Consider the following 26187-nt stretch of genomic DNA (forward strand, 5'->3'; position numbering starts at 1 on the left):
CACCAGAAACCTGCCTGGTAGAATACGCCGCGAATAAAGGCTACGTAGCTCAGCTGGTTAGAGCACATCACTCATAATGATGGGGTCCCCTGTTCAAATCAGGGCGTAGCCACCAGATACAGCAGAGCCCCCGCCGATCAATGATCGGCGGGGGCTCTGTCGTTATCGGAGGCGTTTTCGCGATGCAAGGAATAACGTCTATCGGCATGCCGCGATAGCATGCCCACGGTCACCGTGCCGCTGCCCCACGACACGATGACCCTTGCTTCATTTCTTGTGCACTCATTCCTTGTGTGCTCATTCCTTGTGAATCAGGGCTCCAACACCAACTCAGGGCAGCTCACGCCAGTTCGGGACAGTTGAAGAACGCCGTCAACACGCGCGTCAGGTATTCCACATCACGGGTTCCCGCTGTCTCGCGAATCGAGTGCATCGCCCACTGCGGTACGCCGACATCCAGAGTCGGCACACCGATTTCGGTGGCGGTAATCGGACCGATAGTGCTGCCACAACCCATATCCGCACGCGTAACGAAGGTCTGCACCGGCACTTCGACTTCCTCACACAAGGCCCGGAACATCGCCGCTGTAGCACTGTTGGTGGCATAGCGCTGACTGGTATTGACCTTGATCACCGGGCCACCATTGATTGCCGGACCATGCTGGGCATCGTGCTTGTCACGGAAATTGGGATGCAACGCATGGGCGTTGTCACAGGAAATCATCCGCGAGGCCTGGATCAGACGAATGTAACCTTCATCTCCAGACTGCCCCAATTGCGCATTGATACGCTTGAGAACGTCACCCAGGAACGGTCCCTGGGCGCCACAGGCGCTGGCACTGCCGACTTCCTCGTGATCGTTGGCAACCAACACCATGCCCTGACTGCCATCGGCCTCAAGCATTGCTTCCAGGCCAATGAAGCAGGACAGCAGGTTATCGAGCCGTGCACTGGCAATCAGTTCACCACCGATACCGACGATGGAAGGTGGCTGAAGATCATGGAATCCCAGCTCGAAATCCATGACACGAATATCGTCCAGGCCGTGCTGCTCCTTGACCCAATCCTTGAGCAGACGCTCGAGGTCCTCGGCCTCGCCACCCTGGAGAAATACCGGTGCCATTTGTGTCTGTGCATTCATCGCACGACCTTCGTTGGCTTCCCGGTCCAGATGGATGGCAAGACTGGGAATGATCGCTACCGGCTGCTCGACATTGATCAGCAATCCTTCGAGACGACCATCCGGGTGACGAACATGCACTCGGCCCGATAATCCCAGGTCACGATCGAACCAGGGGGCCAGCAAGGCACCACCGTATACCTGCACCCCAAGCTGTAGCCATCCGGCTGACGTTTGAGCCGCATTGGTCTTCAGGCGCAAGCAGGGACTATCGGTATGGGCACCGACCATTCGCAACTCGGTCAGTGGTGAAGCGGGCAAACTTACGGCGATAATGGCAGAATCATTGCGTGTTACATAAAAACGGTCACCAGGCTTCAGTGACCAGCTATCCGTCTCATCCAGACACCGGTACCCGGCGGCCTCAAGGCGTCTGGCCATTGTCGCAGTAGCGTGCCAGGGTGTTGGCGAACGGTGAAGAAACTCGCGCAGGCGATCAAGCCTTGCGCCCTGAGTGGAATCATCCTTTGGCAGGCACTCCTGTGACATGGGCGTCCTCTGTTGCATGATGGATATAAGGAGGGGTCATGGGATAGGCATCGACCTGATACAATACCGATTTGTTCCTGTGAACATGCCAGTATGTTCCCGAGAACCCGCCGACTGTGTCGGTATCTGACCGACGAGTGTACACCAATCCTGGAGTGCTTCATTGATGAGCCTGTTTGAGTCTGTGGGTCGCGCGCTATCGCTGTCCCTGCTGCTAGCGGCCCCAACAGTACTGGCCAACCCTACCCCCGGGGATGACCAGCGCCAGGCGGCCATGGAGGTGGCCGAATCATTACGCTACGGCCACTATGCCGATGTGAGGCTTGACGACCAGTGGTCCACTCGCGCCTTTCAGCGTTATCTCGACATCCTCGATGGTCAGCGAGCCTATCTGCTGAAAAGCGATATCGACCAGTTCGACGATCTACGCACTACCATGGACGATGCTGTCCTCGACGGCGACCTCGGCAGAACCTACGATCTCTACAACCAGTATCAGAAGCGTGTCATCGACCGTCTCGACTGGCTGATTGCCGAACTCGACAATCTCGACATGAGCTTCGATGGCGATGAGCGTCTGGCGCTCGATCGTGAAGACGCTCCCTGGGCAACCAACCACGAAGAACTCGATGCTCTGTGGCAAAAGCGTCTTGCCAATGCTGCTCTGACGCTGTCGATCAGCGGCCAGGAAGATGACGAGGTCATCGACACCCTGCGCGAGCGCTACGAAACCCAGCGCCACCGTGTCGAGCAGACCAACACCGACGATATCTTCACCATCTTCATGGCGGGTGTGACCGGCACAGTCGACCCCCACACCGAATACCTGTCTCCTCGACAGAGTGAGTCCTTCGATATTCAGATGCGCCTGTCTCTGGAAGGCATCGGTGCCCTGCTGCAGGCCGATGGCGAATACGTCAAGGTCGCCAGTCTGGTGCCCGGTGGCCCCGCCGAGAAAGGTGGCTCACTCAAGCCCGCCGATCGCATTATCGGCGTCGGTCAGGAAGGCGAGGATATCGTCAATGTCGTCGGCATGCGCCTTGATGACGTCGTTGAGCTGATCCGCGGCCCCAAGGGCTCGGTGGTCCAGCTTGAAGTCGTACCGGGCGAAGCGGTCGACACAACTCGCTCCACCGTGATCGAGATCACCCGAGACACCGTAAAACTGGAAGATCAGGCCGCCAGCAGCGAAGTCATCGAGGTCGAGCGTGAAGACGGCACACATCGTGTCGGTGTCATCAAGGTGCCCGCCTTCTATGTCGACTTCGACGCCTGGCAGGCCGGAGAGGAAAATTACCGCAGCACCACGCGTGACGTGGCCGCCGAAGTCGAGAAACTGCAGGAAGAGAACGTCGAAGGCATCGTCCTCGATCTGCGCAACAATGGCGGTGGCGCACTGCAGGAAGCCAACTCGATGATCGGGTTGTTCATCGACCGTGGTCCGACGGTGCAGGTGCGCGATGCCCGTGGCCGCATCAGCCTGTATGGCGATACCGAAAGTGGTTCACTGTATAACGGCCCGCTGGTGGTTCTGGTCAACCGCCTGTCGGCCTCAGCGTCCGAGATCTTTGCCGGTGCTATCCAGGACTATGGCCGCGGCCTGATTGTCGGCTCCAGAACCTTCGGCAAGGGCACGGTTCAGACGCTCAGCGATCTGAACTACGGCCAGATCAAGCTGACCCGCGCCAAGTTCTATCGCATCTCCGGTGAAAGTACCCAGCACCGAGGCGTCAAACCGGATGTTCAGTTCCCCAGCTTGATCGATCCTGAAGTCATCGGTGAAAGCGCACTGGACAACGCCCTCCCCTGGGATACTGTCAGCGAAGTGCAGTACCGCAGCTATGGCACGCCTCGCCAGTACCTCAAGGAATTGCGCGAGCGCCATCAGCAACGAGCTGACGAGCATCCCAACTTCCATTACCTGGAAGAGCGTGCGGCCCTGGCAACCAGTCTTCGCGAGGAGCACACCAGTGTCAGCCTCAACCGTGAGCAGCGCCAACATGAGGCTGATGCTCAGGATGCCGAGATGCTGGCGTTGGAGAACGAGCGGCGCGAAGCACTGGGACTCGAGCCACTCGAAAACTGGACCGATACCCGTGACAGCAACGAAGGCGGTGACGACAACGCACAGACTGACTCGGAAGAAGAGAGCTCGGATCAGCCGGTGGATCGCGCCGAGGTAGAGGAATCTGCAGAAATCCTGCTTGATTTCACCGACCTGGGCCCCAGCTGGCAATACGCCCTCAAACAGCAACAACAGTAGAGCGGTATCGGCTATCGCCTGGCGATAGCCCTCAACGAGAAAGGCCGGGGCATTAGTCCCGGCCTTTCTCTGTATGGCGCCTCACTTCAGGCGGTAGCTCACCAACCGACTCAGCGATTATTCTCCCGCACACCGTCCCCAGCCTCTCGAATCTGCGCATCACCATTGGCGTACTTCATCCAGGTCTTGCCGAGATGGTTGCGCAACTCGCGACCAACACGTTCAGCGTCACGCTCCGCCAATGCCTCCATGATCGCCTCATGTTCAATCATCGCCACCTGCCATTTATCGGTCCGCTCATTGGACAGGTAGCGCACACGATACAACTGACGGCTGAGATTGGTATGAATCTCGATCAGCGAAGCATTGCCGGAAAGGGCAACAATGCGGTTGTGAATTTCCTGATTGAGCCGGAAGTAGTTCTGACGGTCACGGCGCAGGAACGCCGCCTTCATCTCATAATGCATGGCCTGCAACTCAGCGATATCGTCATCCGAGGCTTGAGCACAGGCCAGTTCCGCCGCAGCCTGTTCCAGCACACTCAGCACATGCGCTTTCTCTTGCATATCACGCGGACTCACGTCTGCCACCACCGCCCCACGGTGTGGCAGCAGTACGACCAATCCTTCCGTGGCCAGTATCTTCAACGCCTCTCGCATCGGCGTGCGCGACACCTGCAACTCCTCAGCCAGAGTACGCTCAGGAAGGCGCTGACCAGGCTGAAAGTGATCCATGACGATATGCTCGCGCAGATAACTGGCAACCTTCTCCACCAACCCTGCGCGCTCTACCTGCTGTTGTCCGTTATCCATCCGGATGGCTACCTCGTTCCCAGAACATCGCGATAATGGCATACCACTTTCATACTTTCCAATCCTGACCACCTTACCCTCTAAAAATATTCTATATCAATTTCATGAAGTTACATTAATACATTCACCACCCTGGACGAAAGTCTCAGCTAGTCATCGTTGACCATCAAAATGGTATACCACTACATTCCCCCACAGCCATCCCGACTCTCCAATGCACTTGAGCGGGCACAACGAACTCTGCGCATCAGCGGCGTCTCATGTGGAGAAAGTCCAGATAATGAACTACCTACATCACTTTGACTCACCTCAAGTCATCGAAGCCTGTGTCGCCGGAGCCGGAGATTTTGGTCGTGGACTACTACGTCAGGCACTGCAGATGCGAAGCCTCTCGGCGCGTATCGCAGTGGATGTCAACGCCGATAGCGCCGCCCAGGCGCTGCGATCATGTGGGATCGCTAAAGACCAGATAATGGTATGCCATAATGCTGACGAGGCACTGAAGGCCTGGAATAAAGGCCATTTCATCGCCGCAGGCTCGCTGGATGATGTTCTTCATCTGCCATTCGATATTCTGGTCGAGTCCACTGGTATACCAGAAGCCGGTGCTCGTCACTCAGAAGCGGCCATTCTGGCCGGTAAACATGTCGGCATCGCCACCAAGGAAACCGAATCCGTCATCGGCCCCTGGTTGACGCGTCTCGCCCAGCAGCACGAGAGAATCTTCACGCCGCTGGATGGTGATCAGCCAGCGCTGCTGATCGGTTTGGTCAGTTGGGCGCAGACGTTGGGCTTCGAGATCATCGCCGCCGGCAAGAGCAGCGAATACGATTTCGTCTGGCAACAGGAGCAGCAGAGCATCCTGTGCAACGGAGAGCAGTATTCCGCCAATGAGATGGCGGCGCTGTGGGATCTTCCCGAGGGAGAAGAGCATCGCACTGTGCTGGCACGCGGCCAGCATCTTGCCGCCATCCCGCAGATTTCTGCGCCAGACCTGTGCGAGATGACCAATGTGGCCAATGCCACCGGCCTGCTGCCGGACCGCCCGGAATTTCACGCCCTGGTGCTGCGCAACCACGAGGTACCCACCCTACTCGATAGCGAATCACGCGGCGGTGTGCTCCAGGGTCATGCACGGCTGGAAGTCTTCAACTGCCTGCGCCGCCCCGACGAGCTGAGTTTCGCCGGTGGTGTCTTTGTCATCCTGCGCTGTGTCGATGAGTACGACTGGCAGATACTGCGTGGCAAGGGCCACGTCCTGAGCCTCTCCAGCCAGAGCGCCATGGTCTACCTGCCGCGCCATCTGCTCGGCCTGGAGGCCCCCATTTCGCTGCTAGACGCCGTGCTCAAGCAACTGCCCTCCGGTGGTGGCAAGCACACCAGGCCCCATGTCGACCTGGTCGCCCGCGCCACAACCGACTTCGTGGCAGGACAATCGCTCGAGATGCGCGGCCATCATCGCCACATCCAGGGGCTACGCCCGGAAGTGCACCCCGCCGCCGCCCTCGCCGACGCTGCCCCGGTACCCTTCTATCTATTGCCCGGCGCCGAGGTCCAGCGCCCGATAGCCGCCGGTCAGTTGATTACCCTCGCGGACGTCAAACTGCCGAATACGCATCTCAAGCGCCTGCGACACGCGCAGGATGACAGCTTCCATGGGGCGACTTCAGCGGCCAGCGCCTGAGTTCTCGCCCCTTCCACCCCGCAGCCGACAGCACCAGCGCTGGCCACGATCATTACAAGACAAATCGTTCAGGAGCACACAGCATGTCCATCAAGCCTTATCTGATTGCCGGTTCCACCGGTCTGGCCCTGATCTGGGGTGCCACTGCCACGGCAGAAGATGCTGCCGATTACCCGAGCGGCCCGGTGCAGTTCCTCGTCGCCGCCGGTGCCGGCGGCGGCACCGACAACTTCGCGCGTACCGTGAAGCCGATGCTCGAGGAAGCCCTCGACACCCGGGTCACGGTGATCAACCTGCCCTCCGCCTCCGGTGCCATTGCCCACCAACGCACCGCCAACAGCGACCCGGACGGGCTGACACTGGACTTTGCCTCCTCGACGCTGGTGACATCACTGGCCGCTGGTCAGAACCCCACCGGCCTCGACCAGCTGACGCCGGTCGCCCGCATGCAGTCCGATGTCATGACCCTGATCGTCGATCCCGACAAGTACGCGGACTTCGACGCTTTCATGCAGCAGGTCAAGGACAACCCCGGCGAGGTAATCATCGGCGGAACCCATGCCGCCAGCCCGGATCGTATGGCCTTCCTCGCGCTGCGCGACGCCTCGGGACTGGACATGAACTTCATTCCCTATGACGAGGAAGGCAGCGTTGCCGCCAACGTCATGGGCGGCAATATCGACGGCATGTTCGGCGAGATCAGCTCAGTACTGAGCTATATGGAATCCGGCGACATGATGCCGATTCTGGTGTTTGCCGGCGAGCGTCTGCCCAACTTCCCGGATCTTCCGACCACCGTGGAGAACGGCTGGGATCTGACCGACGGCAACGAGCGCGGCATCTTCGTCAATGCCGAAACACCCGATGCCATCGTCGACAAGCTGGAAACCGCCCTCAAGGAAGTCTACGACTCCGAGGACTACCAGCAGTACGAGGAACGCGTGAACCTTCACTATCGCGAAGGCTGGCTGGGTAGCGACGAATACCGTCAGAAGCTCGAGAGCAACTACGAGCTTTACAAGCGTCTGCTGGACAACAGCTGATCCGGGCGAGCAGTGGCGTGGCGCACCGAGTCAGCCCACGCCGCTGCTCGACCCATCGCACGGCAAGGCACGGGGACTCGCCACAAGACAGCTCCCGTGCCGGGCCTGATGACCTTCAACCCCACATCATCAGTTGGGTGTTCCCATGCGTACCAGACTTACGCTATTTGCCATCGTTGTCCTTGTCCTGGCCTCGGCGGGGTTGATCCCCACCCTGCAACTGCCAGATTCAGAGGCAGTATCGACCTTCATCGGCCCGCAATTGTGGCCTCTCTCGCTGCTGATCGCCCTGCTGCTGTTCGGTGCCTTCCTGCTGTGGGAGACCCGCAAATCGGCCGGCAAGCAAAGTGATCTCCACGAAGCCGGTGACGAGCCGGAGGCCGCCATTCCCAATCACCGATTGTCGATCGCCGCCAGTCGTCACTGGTATCTGATGGCCGCCACGGTGATCTATACGCTGATGATGCAAGCGATCGGCTTCCTGCCTGCCACCGCCCTGTTCGCGCTGGTGGTGAGCTGGCTGCTCGGCGCTCGCCATTGGGGCCCGATTCTGGCCACGGTAGCGATTGCCGTGGTGCTGATCCAGGGCGTGTTCGTCCTTCTGCTGGGCATCCCGCTGCCCTGAGGCAGTCCACCCTTCGTTGTCGAGGAGCTGACAATGCTGGATAGTTTTCTCACTGGGCTAAGCGTCGTTCTCCAGCCCATGAATTTGCTGATTCTGACCTCTGCGGTCTTCATCGGCTTTATCGGTGGCGCCCTGCCGGGGATCAGCGGGGTCATCCTGGTGGTGATTCTGCTGCCGGTCACCTACGGCATGGAGCCAACCCAGGCCTTCATGCTACTGACGGCAATCTACGGTTCGACGGTATTTTCCGGACTGATCACCGCGATACTCTATCGCGCTCCGGGTACGCCCGAAGCCGTGATGACCTCCTTCGACGGCTATCCAATGACCCAGCAGGGTGAAGCCGGCAAGGCTCTGGGTATCGGCATTCTCAGCTCAGCCATTGGTGGTCTGGTCGGCACCATCGCGCTGATCGTCTGCACACCACTGCTGGCCTCGGTGGCGCTGAAATTCTCGTCGCCGGAATACTTTGCACTGGCGATTCTCGGTCTGACCGTGGTTGCCTCACTCGGAGGACGGCTGATCCTCGGCCTGATCGGTGCCGCCATTGGCCTGTTCATCGCCACCGTTGGTATTGACCCGCTGACCGGCGTCAGCCGCTACACCTTCAACAACCTCAATCTGTCAGAAGGTATCGGCCTGATCCCGGTGATTGTCGGCTTGTTTGCGGTATCCGAAGTCATGAAACGCTCGCTGGGCGGAGAAACACATCAGCCACTGACCAAGGTCCGCGTCAAGATCTTCGACATGCCGATCCTGCGTCGTATCGGCATGACCTTGTCACGCTCCTCGATCATGGGCGTGATCATCGGCATCCTGCCCGGCATCGGCGCCAGCACCGCCGCCATGGTCAGCTACAGCGAGGCCGTGCGCTGGTCGAAGCATCCCGAGCAGTTCGGCAAGGGGGCTCCCGAGGGCATCGCCGCACCGGAATCCGCCAACAATGCTGCCGCCATGGGCGCACTGGTGCCACTGTTCGCGCTGGGTATTCCTGGTAGTGGTACCACCGCCATCATCCTCGGCGCCTTCATCATGCATGGCCTGCAACCCGGCCCACTGTTCATGATGAACAGCTCCGACCTGATCTACGCGGTGTTCGCTGGGCTATTCATCGTCAACTTCATGATCCTGGCGTTCTCCAAGCCGTTCATCGCGCTGTTTACCCGCCTGTTGAATGTGCCTTACTCGGTACTCGGCCCGATCATCATCATGTGTTGCATCGTCGGCACCTATTCGGTCAGCAACTCGATGTTCGACGTGTGGCTGATGCTGGGTTTCGGCGTGATCGGCTACCTGCTGGAGAAGATCGACTTCCCGACCGTGTCGATCATCCTGGGCCTGGTGCTTGGCCCAATTGCCGAAAGTGAATTACGCCGCACACTATCGATGTCCCAGGGCGACCTGTCGATCCTGATGACTCGACCAATCAGCGCTACCCTGCTGATTATCGCGTTGGTGTTGTTGATCGCCGCCATCATTGTTCCATTGCGCAAACATGCCCGAGCAAAAGCTGCTGTATCACAACACCAGGAATGAGAGCCCCGCCCTGGATTGCCATTTTCGTGGTGCTGGAACTGTTCAACTGACAAATAGACGGCTACGACGCTTCAATGGGCAAGGCAATTTCGGCACAGCCTGCGCTTGACCCGTGGGCAGCACCAGGGTTCCAGACTGGGGATGCCGTATCCGAGCCCCTGGCTGTACGGCATCAATCCAGGAAGATACGAACAAACCTTTAAATGAGGATGGCGCCATGACCAGAATCCATTCCCTGGCACTTACGGCTCTTGTTACCGCTAGCATATTCAGTGCGGGACCTCTATTCGCCGACGAAGATAATGGTCCCCCAGCCCCGGACGATCAAAGCAATATGATGGGTAGCGCCGACTCCAGCATGATGATGGATGAAGGTGCCATGCAGGAACAGATGATGAGCATGATGGGGCAGATGCAGGAGATGCACGCCAACTGCAATGCCATGATGTCGCAGATGTCTCAACAGATGACCGACACTCCGCAGGACTCGTAACAAAATGGCGGCTCCGCCTGGTAGCGGAGCCGCCGACTCATGACTTGTTGATACGAACACTCTCGCCAACGACTCAGCGACGCTTGCGTTTACCGCTTCCCTGACGAGCCTTGAAACGCGGATTGTCCTTGCAGATCACATAAAGGCGGCCACGACGCTTGACCACCTGACAGCCTGGGTGACGACTCCTCGCGGTCTTCAGTGAACTCAGTACCTGCATGTTGCCTCTCCCTTACTGTTCGCCCGAGGAGCGTCGTGAAAACGCCCCGAAACGCTTCTCGAAGCGCGCCGCACGCCCCTCACCCGATGCCTTGCGCTGTTTGCCGGTATAGAACGGATGCGAGGCACTTGAGATATCCAGGTTGACCAACGGATAGGTCTTGCCATCCTCCCAGACGATGGTCTCCGACGAGGTGCAGGTCGAGCGGATACGAAAGGTTTCGCCACAGCTGGTGTCGCGGAAGACGACGTAATCGTAATCGGGGTGCAGATGTTTTTTCATGATGCGATTCACCTGATCAAGCAGACGTTATCCTGAGTACAGGACAGTATTGATATGTAATAACATAACAATTGAAAAGTATTCTCGATAAAAAGTAAAGCCTCAGAAACAACACCTGGTGCAGGAAGGACAGTGCATTGGGCCTGGAGCCGTCAGTCAGTCAGGCTGGCTGGCTGGCTGGTTAAGTCTCTACCACGAAGGCAATCGCCGAAGCATCGTCGCGTAACTTGAGTCGAGGCCAGGCCCGGGCCTCGGGGTCCTGTTCCTCGGCGCTTCGCAAGGCGGCAAGGATGGCCCCCAGGCCATCACGGAAAGCGGTCTCGAACAGCTCCTCACTGGACAACAGTCGGTAGGTATCGACGGCACGGAAGAAACCGTCACTCATCGCCAGCAGACGTTGACCGCTGCGGGCGGGCATCAATACCCGCTCCAACTGCGTGGTCAGCCCGGCGATGGGCTCGACAACGTCATAGCCGAAGAGGCGGTTACGCTGTGCCACATTGTCGAGAATGGCGGGCACCGTCGCTTGCAGTGCATCGGTATGAGAAGCGCCAGTGCGCACCTTGAAATCAATCAGGAAATCGGTGGCGCGCCGCTCGAGGGCGCTGACAGCGCTGTAACCAAAGCTGACCACTCTTCCAGCAGCGTCCTCATAGAGCAGCACGCAATCGCCAGCATTGGTAAGCTCAAGCGTCTCACCGATCAATCGGGCAGCCCCGAAGCAGGCAAAGGGAGGGCCTACCACGGCATTCGCTCTAGTCTGCCCGAGACCGGCAAATTCCTCGGCAAGGACTCCCTGCACCTCCGCGACCAGGGTTTGAGTATCGCATTCAGGTGTCAGGTGTTCGAAGAAGTTCCGTGCGAAGCGGCGCACCAGCCAGGCGGCATCGCTGGAATAGTCGCTGCGCGTCGTCCCGGAGTTGACCGGCACAGCACCATCCATCCACAGCACACAATCGGCGCGTCCCTCTACCCAATCGGCATTGGCATCAGTGTCCGGGTCGCCAAGTCGTTCGATAACCTTCAGATTGGCACTCCGGCCCAGCGTTTCTCTGCTCGTCATCACTTACCTTCCCTGTGGTCAAATGGCTATGGCTGCTCCTGCAACGGTGCTCGATGAGAATAATGCGTTGCGGCGTCCCCGTGGTTGGCCCGATGAGCCCGCTCATCCGCTCCGACAGTGATACCTCAGACCAGTTCCAATGAACTGGGTGTTGTTGGTGTGTTACACCACCACGCCTCTGCTGGCTTGCCACCTTCAGTATCAGCGAGCATCAATGGCATTTGCTGGTCCATTTTCTCGTGCTCTCCGGCACTAAGCGGCACACGACGAGACCGTTACCGGGATATACTGGGAACGATTTGCCTATGAATGATCATGGCCTCTGGATTCGCGTCGGTGATGAGATATCGACCACGACCTTCCGTACGCAACTGGCCTCAAAGCCAGCACACTTGCCACCCGGCAGCTCAGAGAACAAGCGATGGATATTCCCCACCAACGGCTGGTGTACTTTCAAGTAACTATCGAGGCGGGCTCTGTACGTCAGGCTGCTGCACGCCTCGATATTGCGCCTTCCGCCGTCAGTCGCCAGCTCACATTGATCGAGGCGGCGCTTGGCGCTCCGTTACTGGAACGCTCGCGTAATGGTGTGGTGCCAACGGCGGTGGGAGAAATGCTGCTGGAGTACTGTCGAAAGCGCTCGGCACTGGATGACACTTTCAGCGAAGAACTCGATGCCTATCAACGTCTGGAAACCGGCCACCTGTCATTGACCGTCGGAGAAGGCTTCGTCGGCGATCTGATCGACACCCCACTGCGTAACTTTACCGAGTGCTATCGCGGTGTGCGTCTCGATGTGGATACCGGCAGCACCAGCGAGATCATTGATGCCGTGGTCGAGGATGAGGCACATATCGGCTTGATGTACCACGAGCGGGTCCACCCGAGGCTGCGCTTCTGGCATTCCAGTCGCCAGCCACTGGTGGCGCTTATGTCACCGACGCATTGCCTGGCCAATGAACAGAATGCCTTGTCTCTGCCGATACTCAGCGAGCACCCTCTAGCGCTGTGGCGCACCGGTCATGGGGTTCGCCAACTGGTCGATGACGGATTTCGTGAAGCAGGCCTGCGTCATCAGGTCAGCATGCAGACCAATTCACTTTCAGTGCTCAAGCATGCCGTCCGCTCCGAACTGACCCTCACGTTACTGCCCGCTTTCGCTGCGGCCAGGGAACTCGAGGATGGCCTGCTCGTTGCGCGCAACGTGGACTGTGAACGTTTCCGCCAGGCACAAGCCCACATCATCACCCGCGTTGGCCGTCGCATGCCCAGAGCGGGGCTGCAATTGCTGCGCCATCTGGAACGCTGGATGCGAGCCTTCAACTCGCGAACCGAAGCAGGCATCAACGCCTCACGTTCCTGACTCCTGGGCTGGCAGCCAGGTGTTCCATGCCCGGCTGCCGAGGGCATTATTCAACCTACGCCATTGCCATAGCCCATCGCCACGCTGGCAGATGTCGCCGTCTCTACCCATACGCTCTGGGCTACCGTGTATTCCTTGAGCCCTTCGACACCGCTGGAGCGGCCGAATCCACTATCGCCGAAGCCACCGAATGGCGACATGACATTGATCGCCTTGTAGCTGTTGATCCAGACCGTGCCGGCACGCAGCCGAGCAGCAACCCGGTGGGCGCGCGCGGGGTCCTGAGTCCATACCGCCCCGGCCAGACCAAAACGTGTGGCGTTGGCCAGGCGCACCGCGCCCTCTTCGCTATCGAATGGCATGACCACCACTACCGGACCGAACACTTCCTGCTGAGCAATCGCCATATCCTCGGTGACATCCACCAACACCGTGGGTGCCAGATAGTAGCCCTGGGCTTCCGCCGGCAACGACTCCGGGCGCTTGCCACCACACAGCACACGAGCCCCCTGCTGCTCTGCGGCTTCGATCATCGAAGTGATGTGCAGATACTGCCGGGCATTCTGGACCGGGCCCATCTGGGTGGTTTCCTCACTGGGCAAGCCAATCGCGATCTCAGCTGCCGCGCGAGCCAGGCGCTCGCAGACCATATCGAGGACTTCCCGCTGCACCAGCAACCGCGAGCCAGCAACACAGCTCTGCCCCGCGGCGGCGAAGATGGCTGCCTGAGCCCCAGCCACGGCATCATCGAGCCTGGCATCAGAGAAGACGATATTGGCTGACTTGCCGCCCAGCTCCAGCACGCTCGGCACCAGGCGCTCCGCTCCGGCCTGGGCGATGCGTCGCCCGCTCTCCGGCGAGCCGACAAACACCAGCTTGCTGATACCAGCATCACCGGTCAGCGCCGCCCCCGTGGTCTGTCCCACACCATTGACGATATTGATCAGCCCTCTGGGCAAGCCGCTTCGCTCCAGCAGCATGGCGATCACTACCGATGAGAAAGGCGTCATCTCCGAAGGTTTAAGCACGACGCCATTACCCGCGGCAATCGCTGGAGCCAACTGCCAGCCACAGGTGAACATCGGTGCATTCCAGGGGGTGATCTGGCCGACAACCCCGTAAGGCACATGGCGCACATAGTTGAGATGCGACGTGGGTACCGGAATCACCTCGCCGTGCTGCTTGTCACACCAACCAGCGTAGTATTCGAACATCTCTCGGACCTTGGCGACTTCACCACGGCAGTCACGAATCGGCTTTCCGGCAACCACGCTCTCCAGCTGCGCCAGCGTCTCCTCATGACCACGCAGCGCCCAGGCGGCAGCCGTCATGCGCCGCCCACGTTCGCTGGCGGTCAGCGCCATCCACTCCTGCTGAGCACGTGTTGCGGCTTCCACGGCGGCTGCAACCAGTGCGCCACCAGCATCACGGTATTCAATCAGCGGCAACCCCGTCACCGGATCGATCAGCTCGATGAGCTCGCCTTGCCCCGCCACCAGCTCGCCATCGATCCAGTTACTGAGTGGGGTTGCCGCCTGCAGTTCCAGCGCTGTCAGCAGCTCAGCCAGCGTATCCACGGCAGTGGCGTTGAGAGCGTTCATTACGCATCCTCCTGATCTGATGATGATTTCGACGGAGCGAGGTGCAGAATCGCATCGGTGATATGGTTGAAATCAGCGCTGTCAGACAAGCCATCAGCATCGGCGTGCCATTGCTCGACAACCTTGTTCAGTAGATCCAGCGACAAGCCCTGATCAATGGCCGCATCGCGCGCCAGACGAAGGTCCTTACGCATCAGGCCGGTAGTGAAGCCGGAGTCGAAGGCGTCGGACAGAATCCACCTGGGGAAGTTGACCTCACTGACGGCACTGCGGCCGGAGCCACTGTTCAGCCCTGCCAGGCAAGCCTCGGGCGACACCCCGGCCCGCTGAGCCAACGCCACTGCTTCTGCTGTCGTCAACAGATGCGCCGCACACAGGTAATTGTTGGCCAGCTTGACGACGTGCCCGCTTCCCGCGGCACCCACATGGGTATAGCGCGCCGACATCGCCTTGAGCATGGGCTCGACACGCTCAATGGTCGTTGCTTCCCCACCCAACAGCATGCCGAGCGTTCCCGAGGCAGCACCCGCCGGGCCGCCACTCACCGGGGCATCGAGCCACTCGAGCCCAGCATCGATCACCTTGCCCGCCAACTCCCGGGTGACCACCGGGTCACTGGTCGAGGTATCGACAATCACACTGCCCTTTGGCGCCAGTTGCAGTAGCCCCGGCGAGGATTCAATGACTTCCCGGACATGTGCCGAGGTGGGTAATGACAGCAGATAAACGTCGGCGGCGGGCAGCGCTTTCGGCGCAACTACTCTGAGCCCGCGCTCGGCGATTTTATTGCGGGTACTCTCGGCAACATCGGTGCCCAGCACCGTAAACCCGGCGGCATGCAGGGTCAGCGCCATATTCCCGCCCATGTGACCCAGGCCGATGACTACAATCTTCATGAATAACTCCTCCTGTGTTGTACTTGTCCTGCCGCTGTCCCGATATGCCCCCTCCACCGAAATTCAGGTAAAGGGGCGCTGGGCCATGCCTTAACGGCACGGCCAGACAGTAGCGATGTTGGAAATATGGTCGTATTGCGAAGAGCGTTTGTATTGAGTGGAGCGCGCCTATGGCTGACGCCACTAGCCGAGCAGTGTTCTCACCAGCGCCGTCCAGTAGCCCACGCCGATCGGCGCCAGTTCATCATTGAAGTCGTAATGGGGGTTATGCAACGCCGCGCTGTCCTTGCCATTCCCCAGCCAGATATAGGCACCGGGGCGCTGCTGCAGCATAAAGGCGAAATCTTCCGATGCCATTGAAGGTGGCAAATCCCGACGCACTCGATGAATACCCGGCATCGATTCCAATACATCGGCACAGCGGCTGGCATGCTCAGGCGTATTGAAGGTGGCCGGATAGCGCGACTGATAGTCGATGCTGGCTTCCAGCCCATGGAAGGTTGCCATCGAGGCGACGGCCTGGCGGAAACGCTCCTCAAGTTGATCACGTAACTCGGCGTCAAAACAGCGCACCGTGCCGCACAGCTCGACGGTTTCCGGCATGACGTTGTAGGCATCCCCGGCATGGAACTGGGTCACGCTCATCACCGCTGTCTGATGGGCGGGTGTTTCACGACTGACAATGCCCTGGAGCTGGTTGACCAATTGGCATGCCGCCAGCACCACATCCTTGCCCAGGTGAGGCATGGCGGCATGGCAACCGTAGCCCGAAAGCTTCACGGTAAACACATCGAACGCCGCCATCACCGCCGAGTCGTGCACGGCGGCTTCGCCAACCTCGAGGCCCGGCCAATTGTGAACGCCGTAGACGGCCTCCATCGGGAAGCGTTCGAAAAGACCCTCCTCGACCATGACACGCCCGCCGCCTTCATTTTCCTCTGCCGGCTGGAAGATGAAATACACGCGGCCAGCGAAGTCAGGATTCTCAGTCAGCGCATAGGCGGCCCCCAGCAGCATGGTGGTATGTCCATCATGGCCACAGGCGTGCATCTTGCCTGGCGTACGCGAGGCATGAGCAAAGTGATTGGCTTCGGTCACATCCAGCGCATCGATATCGGCCCTGAGGCCGATGGCACTGCCGCTACCGCGCAGGCCATCGACCCAGGCCACCACGCCAGTACCACCACCCAGCCCGGTAACCATTTCGATGCCCCGGGCAGCGAGGATCTCGGCAATGCGAGCGCTGGTACGCTGCTCTTCAAAGGCGGTTTCCGGATGGCTGTGAAACTCATGGCGCCATTCACGGAGAAGATCCGGCGTGATGATAGTCGACATAGCATTTTTCCTGTTGGTAATCACATCGGTTACAGCAGTGCCTGAGCCACAACAGCCGAACCAATGAAAGTGCCGGTGAACACCAGCAGAGACACGATAACCAGCTTCCAACCGACCTGCCGGAACATGGTGAACTCCCGCGGTGAAAGCGCCAGGCCGGCATAAGCCAGAACCGGGGTCACGATGGCGAGGAAGCTTACCGACTGCAGTTGCTCGACGATCCAGGCGTTACCCGGGAACCACGGCAAGGTCACAACGATGCTGACCAGTGACACCCAGGCGACGCCTGGCAGATAGAAGGGAGCGAAACGGGTGACGACCAGGCCCAACATGGTCATGGCATAGAGGATCATCATTCCCGGCAGCGCCACCAGCAGCGAACCACCATTGATGGTATTGCTGATCCAGCCGACCACACAGACCACCGCCATGACGATGGCAGTCTGGCCGAGATGTCTTTCAGGACGTTCTGCATCACTTACGGTGGCGGAAAAATCCGTCGCCTTGGCACCTGCAGAGCGCATCTCTCGGCGCCCGGAGCACCACTTGAAGACCCGTTCGGCCACTGGCAAGGCAATGAACAGTGAGATATACAGGCCAGTGGCGTAAGTCAGCAGATTGCTGGCGCCAGCGAACGCCAGCAGCTCATCACGCAATTCCGGCAAGGCACCGGCAATGGCTCCCGAACAGGCCGCCACCATACTGCCACTGCCCACTCCACAGGCCATCGCCAGCGCCCGCGGATCAAAGATATCCAGCGTTGTCAGATAGCCCGCCATCAGCGCAAACCATAGCGTGCCGAACATGGTGCCTACGACGTAGACGCCCATGACACCGACACCCTCTGGTCCCTTGAGACCGTATTTATCAGAGATGATCGCAATATTGGGCTCACGCGCGATGGAATAGGTCGCGCCGATGGCTTCGCGCCCCATCTTCAACACCAACACTGCAAATGGCATGGCCACCAACATGGTGCCGAGGTTACCCAGCTCCTGCAGGATCAAGGCCGGACCAGCACTGAGAATCTGCTCAATCGCCGGCCCGATGGTCGATCCAAAACGCGCAATGAACGGCATGATCGATAACAGAATCACGGGAGCTGCCGCTTCACTCACTTTCACCGGCACCAGGCGGGAAGTCGCCGAGAACAGATGTGGATTGAGCAGCAGCCCGATGATAAAGGCATAGAACAGTGGCAACAGCAGTAACGTACCGGGCCCGAGAGGAATCTTGATGATACCGATGGCTTCAGAGATCAGGGCTGCCACAGCCACGATGCTGTGCAAACGCCAATCGAGGAGCATGGAGAGTTTCATGTGAGTGCCCTGTCTGTTGTTGTAATGACTCGTACTGTAATGACTCGTGCGGTAATGACTCGTGTCGTAATGGCGACAACGACGGCTTTCCCTTGGCAGAGGTTGGGCCATCGCCATCTATTCGAGTATCGAAGGAGCACACGCTCTAATAAAAGGACAACAGTGTGCTGTTTTTTAGAACTCGGTCTTCAACCGTGATCAACGCCTGTTATCAAGTTGTCATTCCGGCGTCACGCTGCCTGCCCAGACTGGACATCACGGCGGTGATGCCGGCCTTCCCGTCATTCACCGATCAGCCAGCGCCCCCTGAAGGAGTGTTCGATGCGCGTCGATCCCCAAACCAGCCCGACATCGCTGTCGCGTGCCAGCGAAACCTTCACCAGAGCACTCAACCAGGCCAGTCAGGTGACGGGAGGCGACAGCTCCGAAAGCTCGCCGACACCGGGCAATGATGATTACGAGGATCTGCTCAATTCGCTGGCATCGCACCTGGCTGAGGGAATCAACACGGACAAGCGCACCGTAACGCCGTTGAAAGGTGACGCCGCGACTCAATTTCAAAGTCTGGTCGCGGCAGAACTCCAGGCGCAGCGCGAACGCGGGGAAACACCAGATCTCGAGACCGCCGTCGAAGATGCCAGAACGGCGCTTTTCGACCGCATTGGCAATGCCTTGAGCAACAGCGGCCGCGACGCCGATGATGGGTTGGACGTGTTCGAAGGTTACTGGAATCGGCATGGTGGTAGCGACGCCGCAGTGAATGCGGCTTACCACGCCTATGATGACTTCCTTGCCGATACCACGCTGATCGACAACCCCAGCTACGAAGATAATCTCAATGCTCTGGCGTCGGCTCTGGCCGGCGGTACTCTGACTGATTCGCGCAATATCCTGCACCTGGATTCCTCCGAGACCCTGTCCCAGCTCTACCGGAATCTGATCGAGAACAAGCTCGACGAGGGCCTCGATGTCGAGCAGGCACGGGAGCAGGTCAATGAGGACCTGCGCAACCGTCTCGATGGCGCCGCTGGTGACGACGTCGTTGATATCTTCGACGGCTACTGGAGTCGGCATGGCGGTGAGGAAGATGCCATGGACCTCGCAGACGAAACCTGGTTGGCCAACCGCGACGACAGCGATATCGCCTATGACAATACGCTGAACTCGCTGGTCGACGATATGGCCAACGGCATCGATATCGACAACAGAACCGTGACGCCACTAACTGGAGAGGCTGGTGAGAAATTCAGCCAACTGGTCGAATATGAGCTCAATCAGCAACGTGAGCGTGGCGAGCAACCGGATCTTCAATCGGCCATTGATGACGCAGAGGAAGCCCTCTTCGGCCGCCTCGGCAACGGGCTTGCCAATGTCGGCAAGGAGAGTGACGCCGGGATCGATGTCTTCGAGGGTTACTGGAATCGCCACGGTGGTGAAGAGGCGGCCGTGAATGCCGGCTACAATGCCTACAATGATTTCCTTGCCGACACCACTCTGCTCAACAATCCCAGCTACGAAGACAACCTCAACGCCCTGGCATCGGCAATGGCCGGCAGCACTCTCACCGAGTCGCGCAACATCCTGCATCTCGATTCATCCGATACACTGTCTCAGCTTTATCAGAACCTGATCAATATCAAGAAGAACGAAGGCCTCTCTCCGAGCGAGGCCGTCACTCAGGTCAATGATGACTTGCGCTCACGGCTCGGTAATGCCGCTGGCGAAGATGGCGACGCGGTGGTGGATATCTTCGATGGCTACTGGACACGACACGGTGGTGAGGACGATGCACAACGCCTTACCGACCACTCTGACCTCGATACCGTACGCCGCGAGCACGACCTGCCGCCAGCCAGCGAGTTGGACATCCAGTCCATGGAAACGTCAGAAGTCGACCCCGACAACGACTCACGCAACCTCACCGTGAGTGAGCTGACGTGGCAGACCCTGATCGATGATTGGAAAAAAGGGATCGAAGACGGCAGCATCTCCCATGATGACCAGCGAGCCCAGTTCTACCGTGCGTTACGTGCCCAGGGTGCGCTGGATAACGGTCTAGACATGACCGTACTGGATATCTCCAAGGGACAGAACCTGGCACACGCCACCGGTGATGACCTCTCCGCGATCATCGATGGCAATACACTCGATGAGCGCCTTGGCGAGCTGTTTGTTTCCGATTCCGTACAGAAGGACTATCAGGAGGCGCAGGCCAGCGCCATCGACAAGGTCGCCAACAAGGACGAGATCGCGGCCAGTCTCGAGGATATGGCGTTCAGCGAAGAGTACGTCAGCTATATCAAGGAGCTGCGCGCGAGTGGTCAGAGCGAGCTGGCCGAAGCCGACATTTCCCGCACCTACAGCTCACTTGCCGCACTGTTCCCGGCCACCGAGGATTCCGATAAGGCAGCGGAATTCGCTCAGGGGCTGCAACTTGATGCTTCAATCATCGATCTGGATCACCTGATCGAGAACCCTGACCAGATCAACGATGCCAATACCGCCACGGCAACCCAGGACGTGGTCAAGATGGTACTCACAGCGCTCAAGCGCGCCGGCGTCGATATACCACGACGCACTGTCGAGACCATCGACAAGTTCGTCAACGAATACCTCAATGATAAACAGACAGCGAAGAACTTCGGCAAGGCGTTACAGCAACTGGGTGACACCTTCCAGAAGAACGGCGAAATCACTCGTACCGATATCGACAACCTGCTGAAGAAAGACGTCTACAAGGCACTCAACGAGAAAACCAACGGCGGCATGCTGTCGTTGATCAGCACGCTCAACAGCAACGGCGCACTAGGCTCGACCGGCGGCTTGATCTCGCTGGCCTCGGGTATCTATCAGCTGGCTGGCAAGGGCGGTACGCTCGCCGATACTCCGGAAGAACGCGTGGCCATTGCCAAGGAAATGATCGCCTTCCTCGGCGCCAGCCAGCATTTCGTCTCCCTGGGCAGCAATATTGCCGACACGGTCAAGGGTACCAGGGTCAACGCGATGCTGGGACTGGACAAGTCGCTCCCGGAAATCTGGGGTGACGACAAGTCTTCTGGCACCCCATTCACCGAAGAGAAAGGACTCCAATTCGTTCAGAACCTCGAACAGATCATCGATGACGCCCCGGTTGGAGATCGCGAAAGGCTAAGCCAGAAGCTGGGGCTGAGCGAGGAAGATACCCGGAAGATCGTTGAAGGCATTGAAAATGGCTACGCCGATCGCCCTGGCCTTCCCAAAGCGACCACCACGACCCGCACCATCAGTTCCTTCCTGCGTATTCTCGATGCCGGAGCCAATATCACCACGGGTGTCATGGACACGGTACTGGGCGGATTGATGATCAAACGTGGCGCCGACAGCGGTGACGGCGCCACCATCGCTCAGGGCTCGATAACCGTGGCAGCGGGTGCTTTCGGGCTGGCCGGCGGCGGCTCGGCAATGGCGGCACTACGCGGCATCAGCTTCGCCCGCGCAGCCACCGGCCCACTGTTCTGGGTCAGCGCAGGCCTGACGCTGGCAACACTGCCCTTCACCATCGTTCAAGACATCAAGTACAACAATGCCCTGGATGCCCACCGCGACGATCTCAATGACCTGTTCGCGTCGCTCGACGAGGACGGTCTGCTGCAGGAGGACGGGCTCGAAAGATACACCTTCCTCGATGCCTACATGTACAGCTACGGTCAGCGCGATGCCCCCGAGGACAAGAGCATCTTCGATTATCGTGACAAGGAATATGAGTTCTACACTCAGGAAGGACATCTGCCTGACCCGATATGGGACGGTGCCGAAAACGAGCACGAGGATTACGCCGGCGACGGCAGCAACCTCGATACGCAGATGGACAAGGGATCAACGGTTGGCGCCTGACGAACTGTCGTCAGACAGACCCGCCATGCCTCCGGAGGCCGGAGGCATGGGTGCTCGCCTCAGCGTTCTAGAATGCCTCCCACTCTTCGGTTTCGCCCTGCGCTACCGACCTGGAAGGTGTAACCTCAGCCCTGGAAGAAGATGCGCTTTTGTCGTGCGAACTGGTGAGCTGGGGGATACGCTCTGGCCCTGAGCCCTTGAGCCGGAAGGCGCCAATGGCATGGTTCAGTTGCTCGGCCTGGTGCCGGAGACGTGTGGCAGCCGCTGCCGAAGCCTGCACGCGTGACGAATTCTGCTGTGTCACATGATCCATTTCGGCGACGGCCTGATTGATCTGGCCGATACCATTGCTCTGCTCGTCGGAAGCGGCGGTGATTTCACCCATGATATCGTTGACTCGAGCGGTGGCCGACATGACCTCCGTGATCGAGGCTTCCGCCTGCCTCACCAGCTCAGCACCACCGGCTATGCGCTGATTGGAGCCGTTGATCAGTCCGCGAATCTCACCGGCCGCCTCTCCAGAGTGACTGGCAAGCTTACGCACTTCGCTGGCGACCACAGCAAAGCCCCGCCCCTGCTCTCCTGCCCTCGCCGCCTCGACCGAGGCATTGAGTGCGAGGATATTGGTCTGGAAGGCAATCGAGTCGATGACATCGATGATCTCCGACATCTTTTTCGCGCCGTCAGTAATCTCGCCCATGGTCGTGACCAGCTCATTCATCAACTCGCCGGTAGACTGGGTGCGCTCGGCGTTCTCGGCAACCAACTGACCAGCTTGCCGAGCGTTGTCACTGTTATGGGCCACGGTAGTCGTCATTTCCTCCATGCTCGAGGCTGTCTGCTGCAGCGATGCAGCCTGCTGTTCAGTACGTGAGGCGAGATCCTCATTACCGTTGGCGATTTCACGCACCGCCGGTGTGACGACGCCAACGCCATGGCTGACATCACGGATGATACCGCCAAGACTCAAGCGCATGACCCTCAGTGCCTGCAATACCTGACCAAGCTCGTCGCGACGCGGCTCGGGCTCGCGTGCTGCAAGGTTGCCCGAGGCAATCTGCAGGCTGAAGGTCTCGGCCTCACGTAGCGGCCGCAACATGGCACGCAAGGTCAGCGCTCCAGCCAGGCAAAGAATCAGCAAACCTGCGACCAATACACCACACAGGATAATCCGCATCTGTTGCTCAGCCCCCATGCTGGCGGCGACCAGACTATTGGCAGCGGATTGCTTCTCGGCAATCAGCTGACTGATCTGCGAGGACAGCTCTCTCCCCTCTTCGACCAGCGCATTGATATGGTCTGGCAGGCTGATCAATGTCTCGTAGCCATCCTCACTGTCGAGAGCCTTGATCGTGTCCGCTAGGGTGGAGTTGATGTACGTGTTCAGTCCGGCACCGAAATGGCTGGCCAACTCCCCCTGGTTCGACGCTCGCTGACGATAGCTCTGCCACCCTTCTCTCAGTCCATTGGCGGCATGACTGAGTACTTCAGAATGTTGCTCCCGGTCCTGCAGGATCTCCATGCGCTCCTTGACCAGCAGAGCTCGATAGCTCTCGGTGATCAGTTGATCCATGCCCTGCAGCCGAGCGACATCCTGCAGGCCGTCATGGTGTATCGACACCAGCAATTCACCGGACTTGTGCTGCCCATAGAGGCCAATGGCACTGGTTATCAGCAGCAACAGGCCGGCCAGCGCGATGATGCTTATCAATCGCGCACGCAGGCTGGTCAGATTGATACGCTGCACCAGCCCCGTGATGCCACGGCGATGCAGCGCACCATGCTTCAGCCGATATCGGGGACGGCGCTTGCTGCTGTTGAATTCGGCATAGGCATGCTCGGCCTTGTTGATGGCCTGAGGACTCGCTTTGGTACGTATTGACGCAAAGCCAACAAGCTCGCCTTCCTCAAACAATGGAGAGACGCTGGCGGATACCCAGTAGTAATCGCCATTCTTGCGGCGGTTCTTGACCAGACCTTTCCAGCTTCTACCCGCCTTGAGGGTACTCCAGAAATCCTTGAAGGCAGCCTCGGGCATCGATGGATGCCGGACCAGGTTATGCGGCGAACCAATCAGTTCTTCACGCTCGAAGCCGCTGACATGGATGAATTCTGCATTGGCGTAGGTGATTCGCCCCTTCAGATCGGTGCGTGAGATCAGAAAATCATCATCACCGAGGACGTATTCGTTCTGCGTTACGGGTTGGTTATTGCGCATGACGCCTGCCTGCCCTGTGTTATTTTGCCGAGACCTGCTTTGCAGATAGCGGCTTTCTGATACCGGCTCTCTGATACCCAACTGCTCTTATCGGCACAGACGGCAGAACATTTAGAGCACGCGCATAAAAGGTATTGCCCAGCGGCGTGAAGGCCCACGAGGCTGACAGTGCGCAAGGCCTGCCATCAGCTCTGCCCCTGCCGCAAGGCCCTCTACTGCTTTTGTCGGCATTCTAGGCACTCCGCTCGCAGGAAAAAGTCAGCCACGAACGCTCATCATGCGCCATGAATATTGTGACGAGATGCTTTAGCACCACTATCTCCAGGACAACCTGACGCCCCGTACTTTTCACAACTTTCTGTAAAAAAAGACTTATATCCAATTTCTCGGGAGGGATACCTCTGCCTTGAGGATTCACCTGCCTCAGGATTCTTCATACCTGATAGGTATGAAAGTGAATACAAACGATATTGGTGAGTCTCTCCGGGAAGGACAAGAATCTCTGAATTCATGGACCTGAACTCATGGAAGGGCCGCAGCATCTTCCTGCACTCATCACATCCCCTGCACATCACGCTCTGCCATCACACAACGACAATAATTCACGGAGTACATATGAAACATATCGAGAAAGGCGTAGGACTCCGGTCCGCGCCCCGTGATTTCATCAGAGACCTCAACGCCGACAATTTCAGTGCTGGCCTCGTCGCCGGTATTTTCGGCCTCAGCGCCGGTATCATTCATATCAGTGCCGGCACAGCCGCAGGACTTCCCAAGGAGTTCACCCTGATGTGGGTGATCAGTTATCTGATGATCAACGGCATGTTCGGGTTGTTGCTGCCAGCCTGGTACCGGCTACCGCTGCCGATGGCCAATTCCATTCCCGGTGCGCTGCTGTTTGCCTCCATCATTCCCATTGTCGGGTTGAATGAAGCACTGGGCGCGACGTTGATCGCCGGCGCCATCTCATTGATCATCGGCCTCGCCGGGATGATGAGTCTGGTCATGAAGCTGATACCCATGCCTATCGTCATGGGCATGGTCGCGGGCATCCTGCTCAAGTTCGGCACCAACATGGTGATGCCGTTGCAGAATGCCATGCTGCCAGCGGTGGTGATGATCCTGGCGTTCTTCCTCGCCACGCGCTTTCTGCGTCGCGTTCCGCCGCTGGTGGTCGCTCTGCTGGTGGGTGTCGGCTATATGGCGTTTTCCGGCGCGGACTTCTCCGGTGTAACGTTCTCGATGCAGCTCCCTGAATTCATCATGCCCACTTTCACGCTTGAAGCCTTTCTCGCCTATGGACTGCCGCTGGCACTGATTCTGGTCGGCATGGAAACTCCCGCGGGGGTCGGTCTGGTCAAGGGCATGGGCTTCAAGGAAGTACCGGCCAATGCCATCACGGCCGTCGGCGGTATCGGCACCATGATCTCGGCGTTCTTCAACCTGCACAGTACCTGCATCGCCGCACCGATGACCGGCATCTGCTCCGGACCGGAAGCCGGCAATCATGACAAGCGCTGGGTGGCTGCCGTCATCGTCGGTATCATCTTCATCGTAGCGGCGCCCTTCTATGGCTTCGTGTTCAGCCTGATCGAAGCCATGCCAGGCTACTTCATTGCCATCATTGCCGGTCTGGCGCTGCTGCGGGTAATCGGCTCAGCGATGCAAATGACCTTCTCCGGCAAACATCAGGTGGGGGCATTGTTCTCCTTCCTGATCGCCGTCTCCGGCATCCAGATCCTGGGCATTGGCTCCTCCTTCTGGGCGCTGGTACTGGGCGCTGGACTATCAATGCTCGTCGAGTTCAAGGACTTCGGCTTCAGCCGCAGAGTCGCGGACGAATCCGCGGCCTGATGATCCGATGCGACCAAGGTCTGCCTGGCCTGGTCGCG

19 protein-coding genes and 1 tRNA gene are annotated in these 26187 nt (G+C 58.8%); 10 read left to right on the plus strand and 10 right to left on the minus strand.

The annotated features are described in order from the left end of the window. The first annotated feature begins 38 nt into the window (after positions 1–38). Positions 39–115, plus strand: a tRNA-Met gene (locus tag AR456_RS12480). A gap of 225 nt (positions 116–340) precedes the next feature. Here the strand turns inward: AR456_RS12480 and AR456_RS12485 are convergent. After that, positions 341–1669 (minus strand): M18 family aminopeptidase, encoded by a 1329-nt coding sequence (locus tag AR456_RS12485; RefSeq protein ID WP_021817040.1) that lies wholly within the window; start codon positions 1667–1669, stop codon positions 341–343. Positions 1670–1835: 166 nt separating this feature from the next. Here AR456_RS12485 and AR456_RS12490 point away from each other — a divergent pair, with 166 nt between their 5' ends. Next, positions 1836–3932 (plus strand): carboxy terminal-processing peptidase, encoded by a 2097-nt coding sequence (locus AR456_RS12490; RefSeq protein WP_021817039.1) that lies wholly within the window; start codon positions 1836–1838, stop codon positions 3930–3932. A gap of 110 nt (positions 3933–4042) precedes the next feature. Here the strand turns inward: AR456_RS12490 and AR456_RS12495 are convergent, their stop codons facing one another. Next, positions 4043–4744, minus strand: coding sequence for a GntR family transcriptional regulator (locus AR456_RS12495; protein WP_021817038.1), 702 nt, complete (start codon positions 4742–4744; stop codon positions 4043–4045). 280 nt (positions 4745–5024) lie between these two features. On the opposite strand from AR456_RS12495, the gene AR456_RS12500 reads away from it, so the two are divergent. The 5 genes from AR456_RS12500 (at position 5025) to AR456_RS12520 (ending at position 10125) form a co-directional block, all read left to right on the plus strand. After that, a complete protein-coding gene (locus AR456_RS12500) occupies positions 5025–6428 on the plus strand; it encodes a hypothetical protein (protein ID WP_021817037.1) in 1404 nt (467 codons plus the stop codon). An 83-nt stretch (positions 6429–6511) separates the two neighbouring features. After that, a complete protein-coding gene (locus AR456_RS12505) occupies positions 6512–7471 on the plus strand; it encodes a tripartite tricarboxylate transporter substrate binding protein (protein WP_021817036.1) in 960 nt (319 codons plus the stop codon). A 145-nt stretch (positions 7472–7616) separates the two neighbouring features. Then, positions 7617–8096 (plus strand): tripartite tricarboxylate transporter TctB family protein, encoded by a 480-nt coding sequence (locus AR456_RS12510; protein ID WP_021817035.1) that lies wholly within the window; start codon positions 7617–7619, stop codon positions 8094–8096. Between the two features lie 33 nt (positions 8097–8129). Further along, the gene (locus AR456_RS12515; protein ID WP_021817034.1) at positions 8130–9632 is read left to right on the plus strand and encodes a tripartite tricarboxylate transporter permease; all 1503 of its coding nucleotides are present in this window, start codon (positions 8130–8132) and stop codon (positions 9630–9632) included. A 217-nt stretch (positions 9633–9849) separates the two neighbouring features. Next, positions 9850–10125, plus strand: coding sequence for a hypothetical protein (locus AR456_RS12520; protein WP_021817033.1), 276 nt, complete (start codon positions 9850–9852; stop codon positions 10123–10125). A gap of 73 nt (positions 10126–10198) precedes the next feature. Here AR456_RS12520 and ykgO read toward each other — a convergent pair whose 3' ends face one another. The 3 genes from ykgO to AR456_RS12535 form a co-directional block, all read right to left on the minus strand. Next, positions 10199–10345, minus strand: a complete 147-nt coding sequence (gene ykgO, locus AR456_RS12525) for a type B 50S ribosomal protein L36 (protein WP_021817032.1) — start codon at positions 10343–10345, stop codon at positions 10199–10201. 12 nt (positions 10346–10357) lie between these two features. Then, entirely contained in the window at positions 10358–10627 is a 270-nt protein-coding gene (locus AR456_RS12530; RefSeq protein ID WP_021817031.1) for a type B 50S ribosomal protein L31, read from the minus strand. Positions 10628–10808: 181 nt separating this feature from the next. Further along, positions 10809–11690: a hypothetical protein gene (locus tag AR456_RS12535; RefSeq protein ID WP_021817030.1), complete on the minus strand. Its 882-nt coding sequence runs from the start codon at positions 11688–11690 to the stop codon at positions 10809–10811. A gap of 421 nt (positions 11691–12111) precedes the next feature. Here AR456_RS12535 and AR456_RS12540 point away from each other — a divergent pair, with 421 nt between their 5' ends. Continuing rightward, entirely contained in the window at positions 12112–13053 is a 942-nt protein-coding gene (locus tag AR456_RS12540) for a LysR family transcriptional regulator (RefSeq protein ID WP_021817029.1), read from the plus strand. 50 nt (positions 13054–13103) lie between these two features. Here the strand turns inward: AR456_RS12540 and AR456_RS12545 are convergent, their stop codons facing one another. From AR456_RS12545 to AR456_RS12560, 4 genes are all read right to left on the minus strand, one after another. Beyond that, on the minus strand, positions 13104–14654 hold the full coding sequence (locus tag AR456_RS12545; RefSeq protein ID WP_021817028.1) for an aldehyde dehydrogenase family protein: 1551 nt from the start codon (positions 14652–14654) through the stop codon (positions 13104–13106). Further along, positions 14654–15550 carry an NAD(P)-dependent oxidoreductase gene (locus tag AR456_RS12550; protein ID WP_021817027.1) on the minus strand — a complete coding sequence of 299 codons (897 nt, stop codon included), beginning with the start codon at positions 15548–15550 and terminating at the stop codon, positions 14654–14656. The genes AR456_RS12545 and AR456_RS12550 overlap by 1 nt, the downstream gene beginning before the upstream one ends. A 183-nt stretch (positions 15551–15733) precedes the next feature. Next, positions 15734–16885 carry a M20 aminoacylase family protein gene (locus AR456_RS12555; RefSeq protein ID WP_021817026.1) on the minus strand — a complete coding sequence of 384 codons (1152 nt, stop codon included), beginning with the start codon at positions 16883–16885 and terminating at the stop codon, positions 15734–15736. A gap of 29 nt (positions 16886–16914) precedes the next feature. Continuing rightward, complete coding sequence (locus AR456_RS12560) at positions 16915–18204, minus strand: DUF3100 domain-containing protein (protein ID WP_035587643.1); 1290 nt, start codon at positions 18202–18204, stop codon at positions 16915–16917. 321 nt (positions 18205–18525) lie between these two features. On the opposite strand from AR456_RS12560, the gene AR456_RS12565 reads away from it, so the two are divergent. Continuing rightward, on the plus strand, positions 18526–22077 hold the full coding sequence (locus AR456_RS12565; protein WP_021817024.1) for a hypothetical protein: 3552 nt from the start codon (positions 18526–18528) through the stop codon (positions 22075–22077). 67 nt (positions 22078–22144) lie between these two features. On the opposite strand, the gene AR456_RS12570 is transcribed toward AR456_RS12565, so the two are convergent. Next, the gene (locus AR456_RS12570) at positions 22145–24295 is read right to left on the minus strand and encodes a methyl-accepting chemotaxis protein (protein WP_021817023.1); all 2151 of its coding nucleotides are present in this window, start codon (positions 24293–24295) and stop codon (positions 22145–22147) included. Positions 24296–24910: 615 nt separating this feature from the next. Here AR456_RS12570 and AR456_RS12575 point away from each other — a divergent pair. Further along, on the plus strand, positions 24911–26149 hold the full coding sequence (locus AR456_RS12575) for a benzoate/H(+) symporter BenE family transporter (protein WP_021817022.1): 1239 nt from the start codon (positions 24911–24913) through the stop codon (positions 26147–26149). Positions 26150–26187 lie beyond the last annotated feature (38 nt).

Source organism: Halomonas huangheensis (assembly GCF_001431725.1).
Lineage (GTDB): Bacteria > Pseudomonadota > Gammaproteobacteria > Pseudomonadales > Halomonadaceae > Halomonas > Halomonas huangheensis.